Annotated in this window: 14 protein-coding genes; 10 read left to right on the plus strand and 4 right to left on the minus strand. The window is 54.0% G+C overall.

Annotated elements, in window-relative coordinates; all coding sequences use genetic code 11:
• Nucleotides 1-87: 87 nt before the first annotated feature.
• Both H7K56_RS19510 and H7K56_RS19515 read right to left on the minus strand, forming a co-directional pair.
• Nucleotides 88-1,482, minus strand: a complete 1,395-nt coding sequence (locus H7K56_RS19510; protein WP_170264757.1) for a PglL family O-oligosaccharyltransferase — start codon at nucleotides 1,480-1,482, stop codon at nucleotides 88-90.
• Nucleotides 1,483-1,813: 331 nt separating this feature from the next.
• Nucleotides 1,814-2,227 (minus strand): winged helix-turn-helix domain-containing protein, encoded by a 414-nt coding sequence (locus H7K56_RS19515; protein WP_170264758.1) that lies wholly within the window; start codon nucleotides 2,225-2,227, stop codon nucleotides 1,814-1,816.
• Between the two features lie 329 nt (nucleotides 2,228-2,556).
• Here H7K56_RS19515 and H7K56_RS19520 point away from each other — a divergent pair, with 329 nt between their 5' ends.
• The 6 genes from H7K56_RS19520 to H7K56_RS19545 all read left to right on the plus strand — a co-directional run bounded on the left by H7K56_RS19520 (nucleotide 2,557) and on the right by H7K56_RS19545 (nucleotide 8,083).
• A complete protein-coding gene (locus H7K56_RS19520) occupies nucleotides 2,557-3,420 on the plus strand; it encodes a YicC/YloC family endoribonuclease (RefSeq protein WP_021507096.1) in 864 nt (287 codons plus the stop codon).
• 604 nt (nucleotides 3,421-4,024) lie between these two features.
• Nucleotides 4,025-4,948 (plus strand): kdo(2)-lipid IV(A) palmitoleoyltransferase, encoded by a 924-nt coding sequence (lpxP, locus tag H7K56_RS19525; RefSeq protein WP_150361009.1) that lies wholly within the window; start codon nucleotides 4,025-4,027, stop codon nucleotides 4,946-4,948.
• 53 nt (nucleotides 4,949-5,001) lie between these two features.
• Nucleotides 5,002-6,144 (plus strand): alanine racemase, encoded by a 1,143-nt coding sequence (locus H7K56_RS19530; protein WP_182689042.1) that lies wholly within the window; start codon nucleotides 5,002-5,004, stop codon nucleotides 6,142-6,144.
• A 121-nt stretch (nucleotides 6,145-6,265) separates the two neighbouring features.
• Nucleotides 6,266-6,661, plus strand: coding sequence for a hypothetical protein (locus H7K56_RS19535; RefSeq protein WP_058771009.1), 396 nt, complete (start codon nucleotides 6,266-6,268; stop codon nucleotides 6,659-6,661).
• 436 nt (nucleotides 6,662-7,097) lie between these two features.
• A complete protein-coding gene (locus tag H7K56_RS19540; protein ID WP_058771008.1) occupies nucleotides 7,098-7,364 on the plus strand; it encodes a hypothetical protein in 267 nt (88 codons plus the stop codon).
• Between the two features lie 74 nt (nucleotides 7,365-7,438).
• Complete coding sequence (locus H7K56_RS19545; protein WP_021507100.1) at nucleotides 7,439-8,083, plus strand: oligosaccharide flippase family protein; 645 nt, start codon at nucleotides 7,439-7,441, stop codon at nucleotides 8,081-8,083.
• Between the two features lie 79 nt (nucleotides 8,084-8,162).
• Here the strand turns inward: H7K56_RS19545 and H7K56_RS19550 are convergent, their stop codons facing one another.
• On the minus strand, nucleotides 8,163-8,852 hold the full coding sequence (locus H7K56_RS19550) for a response regulator transcription factor (RefSeq protein WP_058759435.1): 690 nt from the start codon (nucleotides 8,850-8,852) through the stop codon (nucleotides 8,163-8,165).
• Nucleotides 8,853-9,140: 288 nt separating this feature from the next.
• Here H7K56_RS19550 and H7K56_RS19555 point away from each other — a divergent pair, with 288 nt between their 5' ends.
• Complete coding sequence (locus H7K56_RS19555) at nucleotides 9,141-9,758, plus strand: trimeric intracellular cation channel family protein (protein WP_031279636.1); 618 nt, start codon at nucleotides 9,141-9,143, stop codon at nucleotides 9,756-9,758.
• On the opposite strand, the gene ligB is transcribed toward H7K56_RS19555, so the two are convergent.
• Nucleotides 9,672-11,441 (minus strand): NAD-dependent DNA ligase LigB, encoded by a 1,770-nt coding sequence (gene ligB, locus H7K56_RS19560; protein ID WP_150361011.1) that lies wholly within the window; start codon nucleotides 11,439-11,441, stop codon nucleotides 9,672-9,674. The two genes, H7K56_RS19555 and ligB, sit on opposite strands and share 87 nt — an antisense overlap.
• A gap of 238 nt (nucleotides 11,442-11,679) precedes the next feature.
• On the opposite strand from ligB, the gene gmk reads away from it, so the two are divergent.
• The 3 genes from gmk to spoT are packed head-to-tail and all read left to right on the plus strand — an operon-like array spanning nucleotide 11,680 to nucleotide 14,768.
• Complete coding sequence (gene gmk / locus H7K56_RS19565) at nucleotides 11,680-12,303, plus strand: guanylate kinase (RefSeq protein WP_021507104.1); 624 nt, start codon at nucleotides 11,680-11,682, stop codon at nucleotides 12,301-12,303.
• A gap of 57 nt (nucleotides 12,304-12,360) precedes the next feature.
• The gene (rpoZ, locus tag H7K56_RS19570; RefSeq protein WP_021314198.1) at nucleotides 12,361-12,636 is read left to right on the plus strand and encodes a DNA-directed RNA polymerase subunit omega; all 276 of its coding nucleotides are present in this window, start codon (nucleotides 12,361-12,363) and stop codon (nucleotides 12,634-12,636) included.
• 20 nt (nucleotides 12,637-12,656) lie between these two features.
• Entirely contained in the window at nucleotides 12,657-14,768 is a 2,112-nt protein-coding gene (spoT, locus tag H7K56_RS19575) for a bifunctional GTP diphosphokinase/guanosine-3',5'-bis pyrophosphate 3'-pyrophosphohydrolase (protein WP_021507105.1), read from the plus strand.
• Nucleotides 14,769-14,770: the final 2 nt, after the last annotated feature.

Raw genomic sequence — 14,770 nt, forward strand, 5'->3', positions numbered from 1 at the left:
ACCTGCGGAGTGGGCGGAGAAGTCTGACATCCGCTTAACATCATGGCGAAGCCCAGCGGCCTCATCCATTTATTCAACATCTTAGCCTCAGAAGTTGCCTGTCTCATCTGTCACAGCATAGGCCGCGGACGACCATTCCGTCATCATTTTTGCTTTCAGCTGCAGCAGGCTTTCATCTGTCGGATAGAGGGTCAGTGCCTGACGCAGCAGCCTGCGCGAGCGCTGATAGTGACGCAGATGCCACTCAATCATCACCGCATTCCGGAACACGTTGAGATCGTTATGGCGCTCCAGCCACAGGGAAGACTGCTGCACAAAGCGCGCCAGCAGGCGCTCATCCCGCGTCTGGTTGTAGCGCATCAGGCAATGCACCATTTCACCGAACTCATAGCGCTCGCCCTGAATCCACGGATTCCACAGCTGATCGCGTGAAGGATAGGAGAGGAACTGACCGCGCTCCGCCTGGGTGGGCAGCGCGTTGGTCTGCAGGCCGCTGAAGAAGAACACGGAGACGCCCAGAGTCAGCATGGCCAGTGTCAGCCGCAATGAAAAATGTCTCCGCTTTTCTTTACAAACACAAGGAGTGGCATTGTCTTCTGATGAACGCAGCGCCAGATGACCTAACAGTAATAGCAACCACAAATGTGGCAAAGATTGATAGAGGGGAAACTCAAGCATGGTATGCAAAACGACAGGAAGGGTAAGACTCCACAAAAGCTGTCGCTCAACATTCTTTCTCAGTTTCCAAAACGGCAAAAACCATGAAATTAAAATGGCCATCAGTCCTGTAAAGGCCAACATCCCACCTTCAATCCAGTAATAAAGAATCTCGTTATGAGGATGAACAACATCGAAAGAATTTTTATAGGCGTGCGCGTCCATGCGTATTCTGGCAAACTCATGTTCAAATGAACCAAAACCCCAACCACTAAACGGCTTCGCCAGAATCATTTCTACCGAATGTAACCACAGCTCGAAGCGTAACGTATTTGAGCCGGTATACTCTCTGGTTCCCAAAGATATTTGATAGCGTACAACGCTTGCAATGACAGCACCTAAAAAAATAACAAATATAATTTTTATTATTTTAATACGAACCTGCGGTGCGCTGATTATAAAAATAATCGACAATGCTAGCACAAATCCTAGGAAACTCGCCAAAACGTTAACCTGCTGAAAAATACCATAAGGCCTGATAGCTGAGGGATTAAACTTGAATTCAAGCAAAGAGTGTAACCATGTGGGAAAAATTACCTGAAGAATAGAAAGAACAGACTGTAAAACCGCGAATAAAACGATTCCGGTTAACAAAGTGATTTGTTGATTACGAAGCTGGGGAACCTGATTAAGTACCAGCCATAATATAAAAATAAAGCCGAGATTCAAAAAGCGAAAAACCCCAGAAACAAGCGCATGGTCACTTTCCTGCAAAAGAACGGCCAGAGCTATGCAAAATAACATGAATAACTGTGCATGCGTCATATCATTATCATCAAGGAGCATCGCAAAGCGGAACTTTCACGTTAACAAAATTCCCGTTACAAATAATGCCAGAAGCCCAGCCGTCATTAAGTTTAAAGGAAGGTCATAGGATGAGCCTCCATTGTTAGGTATGTAAATCAAGGTTGGAGCAAAAACCGCCAGGCAGGCTATTGACGCTACAGGAGCATGGTTTGATGCAGCGCTAAAAATGTCATGGGTATATTTTTTATATTGTTAAAAAAACATCAAATCAGCACCTCCACGCGCCTCAGATAAATACCGGGAGAGAAAGCAACATTTTTACTCGTTATCCGAACCGTGACACAACGAGTCATTTCGCTTCATGTGTAATAATCATGAAATCAGATTCACAATCAGGCCAATGTCTATTAAATAAATGCCAATAGCTTCTGGCCTTTACATTCAAAAGTTTATTAGCATCCAGAACGGCCAATGGTTTTTCATCATGAGTTTCAATGACAGGGATAAGTTTTTTAACAATGATGTCTTCATTTAGCCTGTAACCTTTCCTGTGCATCGTAACAAACAAATCACCTTCAATATTAAAATGTGAAAATTGTTTGCGTAATGTTGACAGAACCTGGCGCAGCGAATTATCCGTGACAAGTACCCCCTGATTTCCCCATCCTTCTCTCAACAGCGCTTCACGGCTAATAACATCCCCGGGATTATGCAAGAATAATGACAAACAGCGTGATGCACTCGCGTTGAGTTGTAAAGTCACCTTTCCTTTATTTTCAAGCGTCCTGCTTTCCGGGTTGAATAATATCTAATTATTAATCAGCCACATAATAACCTCAAAACAAATCGACCTGACTAAACACACTCAGTAACAGCGTAACAGGCGACACAAAAAGCAATTATCTTAAATATATTTAACTTAATTATTAATCAACTCCTGCCTGGTTATAATTAATGAAGAATAAATTAATCATTTATAAATTAAGATTTTTCATTATTAATACAGCCCTAATATCCCCCATGAATTTATCTACCATGCACAAGCCACCCTCGCTATAATTCGAAGAACATTTCCTGAATGAGTAGAAGCTTATGATCCGCAGTATGACCGCATACGCCCGCCGTGAAGCCAAAGGCAGCTGGGGCAGCGCCGCCTGGGAACTGCGTTCCGTCAACCAGCGTTACCTCGAAACCTACATCCGCCTGCCGGAGCAGTTTCGCAGCCTGGAGCCGGTGATTCGCGAACGCATCCGCAACCGCCTGACGCGCGGCAAAATCGAGTGCAACCTGCGCTTCGACGCCGATGCCAGCGCCCAGGGTGAGCTGCAGCTGAATGAGTCGCTGGCTAAACAGCTGGTGCAGGCGGCGAACTGGGTGAAGATGCAGAGTGATGAAGGCGCAATTAACCCGCTGGATATTCTGCGCTGGCCGGGCGTGATGACCGCGCAGGAGCAGGATCTGGACGCCATCAACGCTGAACTGCTGGCGGCGCTGGATGGCGCGCTGGACGATTTCATCATTGCGCGTGAAAGTGAAGGCAACGCGCTGAAAGCGCTGATCGAACAGCGGCTGCAGGGCGTGACCGAGCAGGTCAGTAAAGTACGTGCGCAGATGCCAGAAGTGCTGAAATGGCAGCGCGAGCGTCTGGTGAGCAAGCTGGAAGAAGCTGAGGTTCAGCTGGAGAATAATCGCCTTGAGCAGGAACTGGTGATGATGGCCCAGCGTATTGATGTAGCCGAAGAGCTGGATCGCCTCGATGCGCACGTGAAAGAGACTTACAACATTCTGAAGAAGAAAGAAGCCGTCGGCCGTCGCCTCGACTTTATGATGCAGGAGTTCAACCGCGAGTCGAACACGCTGGCGTCGAAATCGATCAATGCGGACATCACCGCCTCAGCGATTGAGCTCAAGGTGCTGATCGAACAGATGCGCGAGCAGATTCAGAACATCGAGTAACGCTTATCTCTGTAAAGCCCTGCTCAGGGCTTTATCCTTCCTTGCTAACAGCAGCCATTACGCCGGTTTGTATAGCGCCTGGTTGCTGGATGGCACGATTTTACGGCCTGCCGCAGGTATGCGGTGAAATTTTGCCGCACACCGTAGCCATAGGGTAAGCCTGATTGAGCTATAACGCTTCCACACAGACACAATAGTGTCTGATCATGGCTTTTTTAGCGTCAAATGGACACTACTGTGACTGAAACTGGCTTGCAGAAGCTACCAGTTGCAGTGGTAGACCAATATTTAATTTTCGCAATGTAAGGATTATTGCCTGAATGATGAACAACTGTGTCTGTTACTGACCGAAAATGACATATAAATTTGGCCAGCCAATCCAGCAACCTGTTGTTTTTACGCAGTTTAAACCCAATCCGATTTCATTCTCACGCCAGTTAGTGCACGATCTATCAATCATCTGAATCCTGAAGATTGCAGAGTTTACATATCTTATACGGCACTATTTGCTAAAGTGGCGGTCGTAATAACTACAGTTGTACCGCACCGGGAACCATGGACCGACTTCTTCGCGCGTTACATTCACTCCTGACATGAAGGCGCTATGAAGAAAACCGGGCAGTTCTGTTCCAAACTTTTGCATCCCCGCTACTGGTTTACCTGGTTCGGGCTGGCAGTGCTCTGGCTGCTGGTGCAGCTCCCCTATCCAATGTTGATCCGGCTGGGTGCGACAGCGGGCCGGCTATCACGCCACTTCCTGAAGCGGCGCGAACGCATCACGCGGCGTAACATCGAACTCTGCTTCCCGCACATTAATGAAGACGAGAAAGAGGTGATGATTGCCGGCAATTTTGAGTCGCTGGGCATGGCGCTGGCGGAAACCGGCATCGCCTGGTTCTGGTCCGATGCGCGCGTGCGTCAACTGTTTCAGGTGCACGGCATCGCCAATCTTCAGCATGCGCAGAGCCAGCAGCGCGGCGTGATGGTGATTGGCGTGCACTTTATGTCGCTGGAGCTGGGCGGTCGTATCACCGGACTGTGCCAGCCGATGATGGCCATGTATCGCCCGCACAATAATCAGGCGATGGAGTGGGCGCAAACCAAAGGGCGCATGCGATCCAATAAAGCAATGATTGATCGACGCGATCTGCGCGGCATGGTTCAGGCGCTGAAACAGGGCGAAGCCGTCTGGTTCGCGCCGGATCAGGACTACGGCCCGAAAGGCAGCGTGTTTGCTCCGCTGTTCGCGGTCGAGAAAGCGGCCACCACTAATGGCACCTTTGTGCTGTCGCGGCTGGCGAAACCGGCGATGCTGACCATCGTGCTGATTCGTAATGCGCGCAAAGACGGCTATCAGCTGATCATTCAGCCGCAGCTGGAAAACTACCCGCATGATGATGAAGCGGCCGCCGCGGCGTACATGAATCGGGTGATTGAGAAAGAAATTCTGCGCGCGCCTGAGCAATATCTGTGGCTGCATCGCCGCTTTAAAACCCGTCCGCCAGGCGAAGCTTCACTTTACGTCTAACCGGCGCTCGTGAATGATAGTCCGCACCAAGACATAACCTGCGGACTATTATAATGGAACACTCTGAGACAGCAGGCTGGCTGCGACCGCTGCACGCCGACCGGCTTACGCCCTACCTGGAAGTTGATGCTGTGCGCCTGCAGCGTAACCTGCAACTGATGCAACAGAAAGCCGATGCCGCCGGCGTCGCGCTGCGTCCCCACATCAAAACCCATAAAAGCGTCTGGATCGCTGAACAGCAGCGCCAGCTGGGTGCGCGCGGCATTACCGTGTCGAAACCGAGCGAAGGCGTGGCTTTTGTGCACGGCGGGGCACGCGATGTGCTGCTGGCCTATCCCGTGGTGCACGCCGCCGCGCTGACCGAACTGTTGCAGCTGGCGGAACAGCATCAGGCACGCATTACCTGCATCACAGATTGCGCGGCGGGCGTGAGCGCCATTGCCGCCGCCCATCAGCAGCAGCCGGACTGCGCGCTGGCGATCGCAATTAAAGTGGATGTGGGTCTGCATCGCGTTGGCGTCGATCCGCATAGCGATAGCGCGCTGACGCTGGCGCAGCAGATTGTCGCCAGCGGATTGCCCTTCGCCGGGCTGATCTCGCATGCGGGTCATGCGTACGCTGCGGGTCATGCCACGGCGATAGCTGAGGTGGCGCAGCAGGAGATCGCGCTGATGCGTGACCTGCAACGGCGGCTGCTGGATGCCGGTTTTGCCCCTTGTCCCGTCTCGGTTGGCTCCACGCCCACGGCGCTGGCGGCACCGGTAGCCGCTGGCAGCGATGAAATTCGTCCCGGCAATTATGCCCTGCTGGATCTCACTGCCTGGCGTCTGGGCTTGTGTGAGGCGGATGCGCTGGCGTTAACGGTCGTGACGCGCGTGGTGGCCGTTAATCCTTATTACGCCATCATTGATGCTGGCTCCAAAATGCTGAGCTCGGACAAAGGCCCGCACGGCACCAATGCCAGCGGTTTCGGCATCGCGGTGGACAAGCATGGCCATCAGTATGAAGTGCAGAAGTTGTCGGAAGAGCACGGCTTTTTAACCTACGGCGAACATGCGCCTGCAGTTGGCGCCCTGTTGCGCATCTTCCCTAATCACAGCTGCGCGGTGGTGGCGCAATCCGATCGCTTCGTGCTGCGTCAGCCCGACGGCAGCGCCGGACTGCATGACATTCAGGGCCGCGGTCGTTTTATCTGACAGAAAACGCTGTTGCAGCACACTTCCGTCACCGGGCCATTTGCAGTCCGGTGACCTTCAGTTAAGGTGACAGGCGATGTTTCAGGTTTAATTTGTCGTTTACCTGCCCCGCGGAGGCTCCATGCTGCCATCTCAGACAGTGACGCTCACCATTCCCCGTAACTGGTTAGATCTGTACGAAACCATCTGGAAACCCGAATGTTTTGCGAAGTGGGCCAGCGGCCTGAGCAGCAGAACGCTGACGCAGGAAGGCCAGTACTGGAAAGCGAAAGGCCCGGAAGGCACAGTGAAGATTCGTTTCACTCCCTATAACCCGTTTGGCGTGATGGATCACTGGATCGACACCGGCAGCGGTAAAGAGATTTATATGCCGATGCGGGTCATTGCCAACGAGCAGGGTGCCGAAGTCGTCATGGTGGTTTATCGCCAGCCGCTGATGTCTGACGAGAAGTTCGCCGGGGATGTTGCCTGGGTAAAACGCGATCTTGAGCGCCTCCTTCATCTGTTAACCCATTAGAATCAATGCATTATCCCACCAGCCACCCTTTATCCTCCGCTGGACGTAATCGTTAAAAAGCAGCATTTTTTTCGCGCAGCGGTGTTTAACTGTTTCACCGCGCGCAAAGCGCATTTTCGCACCATTCACCAGTCTGGCTAAAGCGTCGTAACCGGGAAAATTCCTGGTCGTGCCGGACTGGCGAGAGCTGAGTGCTTCTGATTTATCTCTGTTTTTTCCTGTGCGCTGACTTGTTCAACTTTGCAGCGCCATTAAAGGTGGAAAAAAACTAATAAATTGTAAAGATCAGAATTTATATATTCACATCCATATTCTGAAACCATTTATTCCTGCAGTCGATTTATAGGAGTTTTCTTATGGTGTTAATTTAAATAAAACACGGTATAACTCCTTCACACACAGCAGTACTTAATAATAAAAACAGCAGGGACATAACATGGATCGCTCAACCTATCCTTTGTTATCTGAAAAAGAATTTGTTGAGATTGCCAGACGGATACTGGCCGGGAAATATAATAATGCAAAAGGATTTTATAACGATCTCGCGGATTTCCTCCTGACCGGAGGAGATACCGCGCAGACGCCACAACAATTACGCGCCAGGGGCATCATTTTATTATCAGAGCATCACTTAATTAACAGCATCGCGACGTGGCCGGTACTGAAAGGTATCTCAGGACTGCGACAGGAAGCGCTGCATTGATGTGATCTGTACTCTGGGCCGCCGCCCGGGTGAACCCTTAATTGCACTGGTACATGTACCATAATGAGCAGAGTATGGCGATACGCGAAAGAAATCTGGCCAGCGCCAAATGGTCAGTGTTGTCATCCATAAAAATCGTTGGCATTGGGGTATTACAGCTTTCACTGCTGGCGCAAATCCTGCAGGCAAATGAGCTCAATTTGCTCGCGATTGCCGTAGTGATATTATTAGTGATTGATACACTAGCCGATCGCGGCTTTGGTAACGCACTTATTCGCTATCAAAGTTTAAATAACAGCGAACTCTCGACGCTTTACTGGGGTAATGTATTAAGCGGTTTATTTATTTTTGCCGCGCTATTTATCGGTAGTGACATTTACAGCCGAGTAATGGGACAGCCGGAACTGGCAATTATGCTGGAGATGATTTCCGTCATCTTTATTATTATTCCGCAGGGGCAGCACTATCGCGCCATCCTGCAACGGGAAAAACAATTTACGCGCATTGCCTTTACGGAAACGTCTTCCGTGCTGGCAGGGCTGGCAGTCACGCTGTTTACCGTGTGGCTGACACCGTCAGTGCTATGCGCCATCTGGGGTTACCTGGCGATGGTTTCCATCAGAATGCTGATCTACTGCTACTACGGACGTCCCTGGTTCCAGCCGGAGTACCGTTTTAGCCTGAAAGCTTTCGCCGCAGTGCGAGCAAGAAACGGATAATAACAACAAGTCTGTATGGTGGGCTCTGGGCATCTGCAAGATGCGTTCGCGTGCTGGTTACCAGCACGCTTTTTTCTTTTTATGCTTCCAGTAACTCTTCCAGCGAATGATAAGCCAGCTCGCTCAGCTTGCCATTGCGGTGCAGGCGCAGCCATCCCACCAGCATGCGCAGCTCGTCAATCACCATAAACAGATCGGCCATGTCGTTTTTGCTTTTCACCTGCAGGCGGGTTAACGCATTTAGCTTGTGTGCATTCACCGTTTTATGGCTGATACCGAGCCGGTTACCAATCTGCTCCGTGTTGTAGCCCCACGCCATCATCAGCAGCACCCGCAGCTGCCGGTCCGGTAGCAGAATGTCAGCCCCCTCCTGCAACTGCGGTATCCCGCCAGCGATACAGGCCAGCAGGCAACGACACAGCGCGGTGTGTGAGGACTTTAAATCGAGGACGCTGAGTCCGGGCAGATAACGACTGAGAGCGTGCATCATCGGCAACAGGCGTCGCGTCAGTACCAGCACCTGCATAGCCGGAAACTGCTGCTGCAGCGCATACAGCACTTTGAAGGTGCCACTCAGCGGCATATTCTCGTGAAAGATAAACACCAGCAAGCGGGGTCGCAGCTTTTCACACTGCGAGATGACGGTACTGAGCGACCAGAGCTCATGCACGCGGCAGCCTACCGGTAATGCCGTCAGCAGGCTTTCCAGCCCGAGTGCCGCCAGCTTATCGGAGGAGTAATAGAGGATGTCTTCGCTGTGTTTTTTCATGCCTGTCCAGAGTTGCTGCACGTCGCGCCCGTAAATGATGAGCCTGAATGAGCAGGCATTAATCAGGTACGACACATCATCGGCGAAACTTAAATCAGGGCCGATCCGCCGTCTCGCATCATTTTTATTGATGCGAAAACACCGGCTGATAACCGCGTTTCCTCTGTAACAAGCCCATCAGCAGGCTCGCCATTAAGATGGCTAATCCGAAAACATTTTTTTAGAAAATCTCAGTGGTCTACACTCTGGGAAATCTTTAGCCTTGCCGCCAGTTTACTGGAGTGCTCTATGTTATTAACCGTCCTGTACATCATTGGTATTACCGCCGAAGCAATGACCGGTGCGCTGGCGGCAGGCCGACGCAAAATGGACTTGTTCGGCGTCATTATTATTGCGTCAGTCACGGCGATTGGCGGCGGCTCGGTGCGCGATATTCTGCTGGGCCACTATCCGCTCGGCTGGGTGAAACACCCGGAATACATCATGATCGTCGCGGCGGCGGCCGTGGTCACCACCTTTGTCGCGCCGCTGATGAATCATCTGCGTAAAGTGTTTCTGGTGCTGGATGCGCTGGGTCTGGTGGTGTTCTCGATTATCGGCGCACAGGTTGCGCTGGATTCCGGCCATGCGGCGATCATCGCCGCCATCGCCGCAGTCATCACCGGCGTTTTTGGCGGCGTGCTGCGCGATATGTTCTGCAACCGCATTCCGCTGGTGTTCCAGAAAGAGCTGTACGCCGGTATCGCTTTTGCCTCCGGCTGGATGTATATCCTGCTGCTGAAAACGCCGCTGGCACATGAAGTGGTGGTGATCATCACGCTACTGTTCGGCTTCTTCGCCCGCCTGCTGGCGCTGCGCTTCCGCCTCGGTCTGCCGATTTTCAACTACCCCCACCCCGAGCACTGACGGCTGCGCCGGGATATTCTGCTGCTGCAGAAAGTGAATCAGCGACTGCAGGCGCGCATCCTGCAGCATCGTCACCAGTCGCTGTGCCAGGACGTTGCCGATACCCGGCAGCTGCTGCCAGCTGTCGGCTGAACGCGCCAGCAGCTGAGACCACTGCGTATCGGGCAACGCCTGTAGTGCCGTGCGCGGCAGCGGTAAGCCCAGCGCGCTGATCCAGCGGCGCAGCGGCTGCTGGCGCGTCAGGTTAAAGCGATGCCAGATCTGCCGGGCGCGTACGGTGGAGATGCCCTGCGCCTGCGCAATCTGCTCTGGCGTGAGCGTCAGCCAGGAGAACAGGTGGCTGATGCTGCCGCCGTCCAGCAGGCGCTGCCAGCTACTGCGCTGCATGCCAGCAATATCCAGCACTGACTTGTGACTCAGCCAGCTGAGGCGCGACAGAAACTGCGCGCGACACCCTGCGCTGAAGTGCAGGCAGCTCATCGGATTGAATACGTCGTCCTGTGGCGGCAGCGGATAGTCGCGCTGCGCCACACGCCAGATCACCCGTTCCAGCCGCGGAATACCCAGCCCGGCCAGCGACAGCGTGACCTGATCGCCGGCGATCACATCCCACTGCTTCCAGCGACGCAGCGAGCCCAGATTGACCCGCCGGACGGTTTTATCCTCCAGCTGCACCGGCTGCAGGTTCAGCACCACGGCAATTTTGCCGGTGCGTCCGACGTTGAAATCCACCGACAGCACCTCGCTGCTGACTTCGGCAGGCTGATATTTCCACGCGGCCGACCAGCTGCCCTGCCCGGGCTGCCAGTCGCGCCCGACGCGCTGCGGTGACTGATGAATCACCACACCATCGGTGACAAAAGGCAGCGGCTGGCGATACCAGCGCTCACGCCAGGCTGCGACCTCCTCTTCATTGCTGACCTGGCGACTCCACTGCTGCGTCAGGGCGAAGCCCCACTGCGTAAGCTGCGCCAGCCGCGCCTGCATCATCGGCGGCCCATCCGGCCATGCCCAGATAAACACACCAATGCGCGACAGCAGCGGACTGGCTTCGCGCCGCATCATGGCGCCCGCCACCTGGGCGCGCGCATTCTGACCGCCGTCGCGCGCCTGCTGGTGATCGGTCATCGTCAGAAACAGTTCGCCCTGTAACACCACTTCCGCACGGTCGGTCGCGATATGCTGCGGGATCGCCGCAATGTGCGGTGCTTTCGCCAGCCACTGTTCACCGCGCAGTCCGTCGCCCCGGCTGATCAGGCCAGCCAGTTCGCCGTGGCGATACACCAGCGTCACCGCCACGCCATCGACTTTCGGCTGCACCCACAGCGCCGGTTTATCCTGCATCCAGTAGGCCACCGCCAGCTTGTCACGCAGCTTGCGCACGCCGGTATGCGCCACCGGGTGCAGCGTGCTGCCGTCAGTGCTGAGCTGTGCCGCATAGCCGGGCAACGCCGGCGTGAAGCAGCGCTGCCACTGCTGTAAGCGCTGCTGTAGGCTGTCGTAGTCGGCATCGCTTACCGGGCTTTGCCCCTGACGGTAGTAGGCATCATCCCAGTGGCGCAGCTGGTTGTGCAGCACGCCCATCTCCTGTTCAGCGCGCACCGGTGACCAGTTGGGACAGACCGCCATCCCATTCGCACATCCCGCCAGCAACATCGCACACAGCCATCTCCATCCTTTCATCGTCGCCTCCTTTTTTGCTGATTGCAGCGTGCCGCGGTGAGTGACACCAGCGTTAAAAAGCCGATTGTGGAGCGAGGCTGACGGATTTTTGTGCGAATTGCAGAAAGTTGCGCTGCCGCTGGAGGGCGCGCACAGAAAAAGAATTGCCGCGTGCGGGCGGCAAACGCTGCGTGCTGCGCTTAAGCCGTGTATACTGTGCAGGAAATCGACTCCGCTCTTTACTCAATTCAAGATAACCATGGCTCAAGGCACGCTCTATATTGTTTCCGCCCCCAGCGGCGCAGGTAAATCCAGCCTGATTCAGGCGCTGTTAAAGACACAACCGCTGTACGATACGCAGGTGTCTGTTTCTCATACCACCCGCGGCGTGCGCCCCGGCGAAGCGCATGGTGAACACTACTTTTTCGTCTCAAAGCCTGAATTCGAACGCATGATCGCCGAGGATGCTTTCCTTGAGCATGCGGAAGTGTTTGGCAATTATTACGGCACCTCACGCGCGGCGATTGAGCAGGTGCTGGCGACCGGCGTTGACGTGTTTCTCGACATTGACTGGCAGGGCGCACAGCAGATTCGCCAGAGAATGCCTGCCGCCCGCAGTATCTTTGTTCTGCCGCCGTCCACCGAAGAGTTGGATCGCCGCCTGCGCGGCCGCGGTCAGGACAGCGAAGAGGTGATCGCCCGCCGCATGGCGCAGGCAGTGGCAGAAATGAGCCACTATGCCGAATACGATTATTTGATTGTTAATGATGATTTCGATCTGGCGCTGTCGGATCTGAAAACCATTATTCGCGCAGAACGTCTGCGTATGGGTCGCCAGAAAGCGCGACATGATGCTTTAATCAGCAAACTATTGGCAGTCTGAAGTCACTTTCAGTATTATGCCCAGTCATTTCTTCATCATCTGTGGAGTAGCACACCTATGGCACGCGTAACCGTTCAGGACGCAGTAGAGAAAGTTGGTAACCGTTTTGACCTGGTGTTGGTCGCTGCACGTCGTGCACGTCAGATGCAGGTAGGCGGCAAAGATCCGCTGGTTCCGGAAGAGAACGATAAAGCCACCGTTATCGCCCTGCGCGAAATCGAAGAAGGCCTGATCACCAACCAGATTCTGGATGTCCGTGATCGTCAGGAACAGCAAGAGCAGGAAGCCGCTGAGTTACAAGCCGTTACCGCTATCGCTGAAGGTCGTCGTTAACAGCACTCTGCAGGTCAACCTTGTATCTGTTTGAAAGCCTCAATCAGCTGATTGAAAAATACTTGCCTGAGGAGCAAATCAAGCGCCTCAAGCAAGCTTACCTTGTCGCACGTGATGCCCACGAGGGCCAGACACGCTCCAGCGGCGAACCCTATATCACCCATCCCGTTGCGGTTGCCTGCATTCTGGCCGAGATGAAGCTCGACCACGAAACGCTGATGGCGGCGCTGCTGCATGATGTGATCGAGGATACGCCCGCCACCTATCAGGACATGGAACAGCTGTTCGGAAAAAGCGTGGCCGAGCTGGTAGAAGGCGTTTCCAAGCTCGATAAGCTGAAATTCCGCGACAAGAAAGAAGCGCAGGCTGAAAACTTCCGCAAAATGATCATGGCGATGGTGCAGGACATTCGCGTCATCCTGATCAAACTGGCTGACCGCACGCACAACATGCGCACGCTGGGCGCGCTGCGTCCGGATAAAAAACGGCGCATCGCGCTGGAAACGCTGGAGATTTACAGTCCTCTGGCGCACCGCCTCGGTATTCATCACCTGAAAACGGAACTGGAAGAGCTCGGCTTTGAAGCACTCTATCCAAACCGTTTCCGCGTGATTAAAGAGGTGGTGAAAGCGGCGCGCGGTAACCGTAAAGAGATGATTCAGAAGATCCTGTCGGAAATCGACGGGCGTCTGCAGGAAGCCGGCATTCCGTGCCGCGTCAGCGGACGGGAAAAGCATCTCTATTCGATCTACCGCAAAATGCACCTGAAAGAGCAGCGATTTCACTCGATCATGGATATTTATGCCTTTCGCGTCATCGTGAAAGACCTTGATACCTGCTATCGCGTGCTCGGTCAGATGCACAGCCTGTACAAACCGCGTCCCGGACGCGTGAAAGATTACATCGCCATTCCCAAAGCCAACGGCTATCAGTCACTGCACACCTCGATGATCGGCCCGCACGGCGTGCCGGTTGAGGTGCAAATCCGTACCGAAGATATGGATCAGATGGCGGAGATGGGGGTGGCGGCCCACTGGGCTTATAAAGAAGCCGGCGAAAGCGGTACCACCGCGCAGATTCGCGCCCAGCGCTGGCTGCAAAGCCTGCTGGAGCTGCAGCAGAGCGCCGGCAGCTCGTTTGAATTCATCGAGAGCGTAAAATCCGATCTGTTCCCGGATGAGATCTACGTGTTTACGCCGGAAGGCCGTATCGTCGAACTGCCCGCTGGCGCCACGCCGGTGGATTTCGCCTATGCGGTGCACACCGATATCGGCCACGCCTGCGTCGGTGCGCGCGTCGATCGCCAGCCGTATCCGCTGTCGCAGGCGCTGACCAGCGGCCAGACGATTGAAATCATTACCGCCCCTGGCGCCCGGCCAAATGCCGCGTGGCTCAACTTTGTGGTGAGCTCAAAAGCGCGTGCCAAAATTCGCCAGCTGCTGAAAAACCTCAAGCGCGAAGATTCCGTTAACCTCGGCCGTCGTCTGCTGAGCCACGCGCTCGGCGGCAGTAAAAAGCTGGCCGAAATTCCTGCAGAGAATATTCAGCAGGAGCTGGAGCGTATGAAGCTCTCCAGCATCGACGATCTGCTGGCGGAGATTGGCCTCGGCAATGCCATGAGCGTGGTGGTGGCGAAGAACCTGCTGCAATCCGGTAGCGAACCGTCATCTGGCAGCAGTAAGCGCAGCAAAAAGCTGCCCATCAAGGGCGCTGATGGCGTGCTGATTACCTTCGCCAAGTGCTGCCGTCCAATCCCTGGCGACCCGATTGTCGCGCACGTCAGCCCCGGTAAAGGTCTGGTGGTGCATCACGAATCCTGTCGCAATATTCGCGGCTACCAGAAAGAACCGGAAAAATTCATGCCGGTTGAATGGGATAAAGTGACCGATCAGGAGTTTGTCGCCGAGATTAAGGTGGATATGTTTAACCACCAGGGCGCGCTGGCCAACCTGACCGCGGCAATCAATACCGCAGGTTCGAATATTCAAAGCCTTAATACCGAAGAGCGTGACGGCCGCGTTTACAGCGCCTTCATCCGCCTCACCGCGAACGATCGCGTCCATCTGGCCAATATCATGCGTAAAATCCGCGTGATGCCGGACGTGATTAAAGTTCACCGTAACCGTAATTAGTG

The sequence above is a fragment of the Pantoea dispersa genome, from assembly GCF_014155765.1.
Classification (GTDB): Bacteria; Pseudomonadota; Gammaproteobacteria; order Enterobacterales; family Enterobacteriaceae; genus Pantoea; species Pantoea dispersa.